Origin of the sequence: Mycobacterium sp. E3305 (genome assembly GCF_001666785.1) — a bacterium.
In the GTDB taxonomy this organism is placed as follows: domain Bacteria; phylum Actinomycetota; class Actinomycetes; order Mycobacteriales; family Mycobacteriaceae; genus Mycobacterium.
Map to the genome: position 1 here is coordinate 1 of NZ_LZJA01000098.1, position 4,979 is coordinate 4,979.

A 4,979-nucleotide genomic window follows, 5' to 3' on the forward strand; every position below is an offset into this window, starting at 1 on the left:
CACTCCATGGGCGAAGTCGCCGCCGCCGTGGTGGCCGGTGCGCTCACGCCCGCCCAGGGATTGCGGGTGACCGCGACACGATCGCGGTTGATGGCCCCGCTGTCCGGGCAGGGCACCATGGCCGCGCTCGAGCTCGACGCCGCCGCGACCGAGGCGCTGATCGCCGACCACCCGCAGGTGACGTTGGCGATCTACGGCTCGCCGCGCCAGACCGTCATCGCCGGACCGACCCAGGCGATCGACGACCTCATCAACACGGTCCGCGCGCAGAACCACTTCGCCGGCCGGGTCAATATCGAAGTGGCGCCGCACAACCCGGCGATGGACCCGCTGCAGCCACTGATGCGCGCGCAACTCGCCGATCTGTCCCCGCGCCCACCGACCATCCCGATCATCTCCACCACCTACGCGGACCTGAACAGCCGGCCGGCCTTCGACGCCGACCACTGGGCCACCAACATGCGCAACCCGGTCCGCTTCCAGCAGGCGATCGAAGCCGCGGCGGCCGAGCACCACACCTTCATCGAAGTCAGCGCGCACCCCTTGCTGACCCACGCCATCAGCGAAACCCTCGCCGACCGCGACGGCTACCTGAGCATCGGCACCCTGCAGCGCGATGCCCACGACACCCTGACCTTCCACACCAACCTCAACACCGCCCACGTCACGCGCCCGCCCCATACGCCGCATCCCCCGGGACCGCACCCCCCGCTACCGAAAACGCCGTGGCAGCACACCCGGCACTGGATCTCCCCCACCACCGCCGGCCACCACGCCCCGAACACCCACCCGCTGCTCGGGGCCGGCGTGACCGACCCCACTACCGGCACCCGGATCTGGGAATGCGAGCTCGGCCCCGACCTGCTGTGGCTCGGTGATCACGTCATCGACGATCTCTGCGTCCTGCCGGGTTCGGCCTACGCCGACATCGCGCTGGCCGCGGCGACGGACGCCTTCGGCGGCCCCGAGCACGAACCCTGGATGATCCGCGACCTCAGCCTGGACCACCTGCTGCACGTGGGCGACGGCACCGCGCTGGTGACGACGCTCGCCGGCGACGAGCAGACCTGTCGCGTCGAAATGCGCACGCACAACGCCGCTTCGGGATGGGTCAAACACGCCACCGCCACCCTCACCCGCGAAACCGAACGCGCGCTGCCGTCGCTGCCGGCCGACGAACCCGGCGTGACGGAGCTCGACCCCGACGAGCTGTATGAGCGGCTGCGCGGCGCCGGACAACAGCACGGCCCGGCCTTCCGCGGGATCGTGGGCCTCACCGTCACCCCGTCGGGAGCGGCCCGCGCGGACGTGCGCCTGCCCGCGTCGGCCAGGACCGGATCGCGCAACGTCGTGTTGCATCCGGTCATGATGGACATCGCCGTCCAGGCGCTCGGGGCCACCCGGGCCGCGATCGACCTGGCCGGCGGCCAGAACGCCGGCGAAATCATCGTGCTGCCAGCGCGTTTCGCGGGTGTCCACGTCTACGGCAACGTGGCAGACGGCGTGCGCTCGTTCGGCTCACTGACCACCACCGGCGACCCCGACCGGCTGGTGGGCCACGTCGTCCTGACGGATCGGGACGGACGACCGCTGCTCGTCGTCGACGAGGTGGAGATGGCGGTGCTTCGATCGGGCCGGGGCACAACGGAACTCGGGAACCGGCTGTTCGCGCTGGAGTGGGAGCTCACCCCACTGGACAAACCGGCCGGCACGCTCGCCGGCGTCCTGCTGATCGGAGACGAGGACGACGCAGACCCGCTGCTCCCCGCGCTGCGGTCGGCGCTGAGCGACGGTGCGGCCGAGGTCGACATGGTTTCCCCGGCCGACCCTGCGGGGCTGCGCGCGGCGATCACCCGAACCCCGTGGGATGCCATCGCCGTGGTCTGTCCGGCACGGGCCGTCGACGAGTCGCTCGCGGACCGCGCCCAACTCGCCCTGGCGCAGGCGCGCACGCTGCTGGTCGCCGACATCGCGAAGACGGTGACCAGGATGGGCGCCCGGAACAGCCCGCGGCTGTACATCGTCACCCGCGGCGCCCAACAGCTCGGTCCCGCCGATCGGGTCACATTGGCGCAGACGCAACTTCGCGGCATCACCAGGGTGCTGACCTTCGAGCACCCGGAACTCAAGCCGACCCTGATCGACACCGACGCCGACGGCATCGCCTCGGTCGCCGACCTGGCCGCGGAGCTGCTCGCCGGGTCCGACCACGACGAGATCGCGCTGCGCGACTCGCACCGATACGTCAACCGGGTGGTGCCCGCGCCCACCACGGCGACCGGTGACCTCGCCCCCCAGCCGCGCCGCACCGTCGTGGACCTGGACCGCGGGGAAGCTGTCCGGCTGGAGACCGATCAACCCGGACGGCTGGACGCCCTGAACCTCCACGCCGTCAAGCGGATTCCACCCGGGTGCGGCCAGGTGGAAGTCCGCGTCGTCGCCGCGGGCCTCAACTTCAGCGACGTGCTCAAGGCGATGGGCGTCTACCCCGGGCTCGACGGGGCGCCGCCCGTCGTCGGTGGCGAGTGCGTCGGCCTGGTCACCGCCGTCGGCCCCGACGTCGACTCCGTCGAAATCGGCCAGCGCGTGATCGCTTTCGGCCCCGGCACTTTCGCTTCCCACATGACCACCCTGGCCGACCTCGTCGCGCCCGTCCCCGACGCGCTGCCCGACGGCGAGGCGGCCGCGTTCGGCATCGCCTACCTGACCGCCTGGCATTCCCTGTGCGAGGTCGGGCGGCTGGCCCCCGGCGAACGCGTGCTCATCCACTCCGCCACCGGCGGCGTAGGACTGGCCGCCGTTTCGATCGCCCGGATGCTCGGCGCCCGGATCTACACGACGGCCGGCTCGGACGCCAAACGCGAAATGCTGCGGAGCCTTGGGGTCGAGTACGCCGGCGATTCCCGCAGCGTCGATTTCGCCGACGAGATCCGCGACCTCACCGACGGCTACGGGGTGGACGTCATCCTCAATTCCCTTCCGGGCGAAGCGATTCACCGCGGTGTCAAGCTGCTCGCCCCGGGCGGCCGGTTCATCGAGCTGGGCAAGAAGGACGTGCACGCCGACGCCGGGCTGGGGCTGGCGGCCCTGGCGAAGAGCGCGTCGTTCGCCGTGGTCGACCTGGACCTGAACCTCAAACTGCAACCTGCACGCTACCGCCGCATGCTCGCGGACATCCTGCGGCATGTGGCGGAGGGCCGCCTGCAGGTGCTCCCGGTCACCGAGTTCGGCCTGCAGGACGCCGGCGACGCCTTCGCGCTGATGGCCTCCGGGCGGCACACCGGCAAGATCGTCGTCTCGATCCCGGCCGGCGGCCGCCTCGCCGCGATCGCCGCACCGCCACCGCAGCCCCTGGTCAGCCCGGACGGCGGCTACATCATCGTCGGCGGCATGGGTGGCCTCGGCTTCGTCGTCGCGCGCTGGCTGGTCGAGCGCGGCGCGGGACTGGTTGTGCTGAACGGACGTTCGGGCCCCACCGGCGAGGTGGCCGCCACCATCACGGAGCTCAACGCCGCGGGCGGCCGCATCGAGGTGGTTACCGGCGACATCGCCGAGCCGGGCACGGCCGAGCGGCTGGTGCGCGCGGTCGAGGACGCCGGCTTCCGGCCGGCCGGAATCCTGCACAGCGCCATGGTCCTCGACGACGAGATCGTGTTGAACATGTCGGAGTCGGCCGCCCGGCGCGTATTCACCCCGAAGGTCGCGGGCGGCTGGTTGCTGCATCGGGCCACCGCCCACCTGGACCTCGACTGGTGGCTGGTGTTCTCGTCGGTGGCCTCGCTGCTGGGCGCGCCGGGCCAGGGCGCCTACGCCGCCGCCAACTCGTGGGTCGACGGCCTGGTCGCCCACCGGCGCGCGGCCGGACTGCCCGCGGTCGGAATCAACTGGGGCCCATGGTCGGAGGTGGGCCGCGCCCAATTCTTCGCCGACCTCGGCGTCGCGATGATCACGGTCGAGCAGGGGCTCGAGGCCATGCAGCTGGCGTTGTCGGCCGACCGGGCCCGCACCGGCGTGTTCAGTCTCGACGCCCGGCAGTGGTTCCAATCCTTCCCCGCCGCGGCCGGGTCGTCGTTGTTCGCCAACCTGCACGACGCGACGGGCGAGCGGCACGGCGGCGGCGCCATCCGCACCGAACTGGACGCCTTGGACGCCGCCGAGCGCCCCGCCCGCCTCGCCACCGCGATCGCCGACGAGATCCGGGCAGTGCTGCGCTCGACCGAGCCGATCGACCCGGGCCGCCCCATGCAGTCGCTCGGCCTCGACTCGCTGATGGCCCTCGAACTGCGCAACCGGCTCGAATCCAGCCTGGGCACAACGCTGCCGGCCGCCCTTGTGTGGGCGTACCCGACGATCACCGACCTCGCCGGCGCGCTGTGTGAGCGGCTGGGTTACGCGCCGCTCACCGACGGCGACGAACCGCCCGACGGGGACACCGCCCTGTCGGACGAGGAGATGGAATTGCTGTCCGATCTGGTGGCGGCAAGCGAGTTGGAAACCGCAACGGGGGGCAGTGAGTAATGACGAGCATTGCCGAACGCGCAGCGCAGATGTCGCCGAAGGCGCGCGAGGTCCTGGCACGTGAGCTTGTCCGCGCGGGAACGGCGTTCCCGACCGACATCGCCGAACCGGTGGCGGTGGTGGGCATCGGTTGCCGGTTGCCCGGCGCCGTCGCCGGGCCGGAGAGCTTCTGGCAACTCCTAGTCGACGGCCGCGACGCCGTCGGCGAGGTACCGGCGGACCGGTGGGACGCCGACGAGTTCTACGACCCCGACCCCCAGGCGCCGGGCCGGATGACGACGAAATGGGGCGGCTTCGTCGACGACGTCTCCGGATTCGACGCCGACTTCTTCGGCATCACCCCCCGCGAAGCGGTCGCGATGGACCCCCAGCAGCGCATGCTCCTCGAGGTCGCCTGGGAAGCGCTCGAACATGCCGGCCTGCCCCCGGATTCGTTGAGCGGCAGCCGAACCGCCGCGCTG

The 4,979-nt window shown here is 71.7% G+C and carries 2 protein-coding genes; both read left to right on the top strand.

The window, feature by feature from the left end:
* Window positions 1-4,518 (top strand): SDR family NAD(P)-dependent oxidoreductase (locus A5701_RS09740; protein WP_067751827.1); only part of this gene is annotated, 4,518 nt, incomplete at its 5' end.
* On the top strand, window positions 4,518-4,979 hold a 462-nt coding region (locus A5701_RS09745), incomplete at its 3' end, for a polyketide synthase (RefSeq protein ID WP_197504952.1). The genes A5701_RS09740 and A5701_RS09745, both read left to right, overlap by 1 nt.